The organism is Streptomyces griseus subsp. griseus (assembly GCF_000720255.1).
GTDB classification, from domain to species: domain Bacteria; phylum Actinomycetota; class Actinomycetes; order Streptomycetales; family Streptomycetaceae; genus Streptomyces; species Streptomyces griseus_I.
On sequence record NZ_JOJE01000200.1, the window covers coordinates 1 to 320 of the forward strand.

Below are 320 nucleotides of genomic sequence, written 5' to 3' on the forward strand. Positions count from 1 at the left end.
CCCGTCACCGGTGTCATCCACCGACACCGTCAGCGGATAGTTGGTCCGCTCCTGGGCGAAGAGGACTTCGATCCCCTCCACTTCCATATCGGCGTCCGCCGCACCCGCACTGTGCCGGTAGTTGAACAGGGCAGTGAAGAGCGGCGCTTCGGCAGCCACACCGCTCATGCGCTGTGCCAACGCCAACGGGGCATGCTCGTGAACCAGCAGTTCCGCCAGAGCAGCCTGCATGGACCGGACCGTATCCAGCACGCCGCCGCGGCTGGTGTCGAGACGCACCGGCAGGGTGTTGATGAACAACCCGGGAACCCGGTCCGCGC

The 320-nt window shown here is 66.2% G+C and carries 1 protein-coding gene; it reads right to left on the reverse strand.

Translation table 11 applies throughout. The annotated features are described in order from the left end of the window. A partial coding sequence (locus IG99_RS43780; RefSeq protein ID WP_037684634.1) for a condensation domain-containing protein occupies positions 1 to 320 on the reverse strand: 320 nt, incomplete at both ends.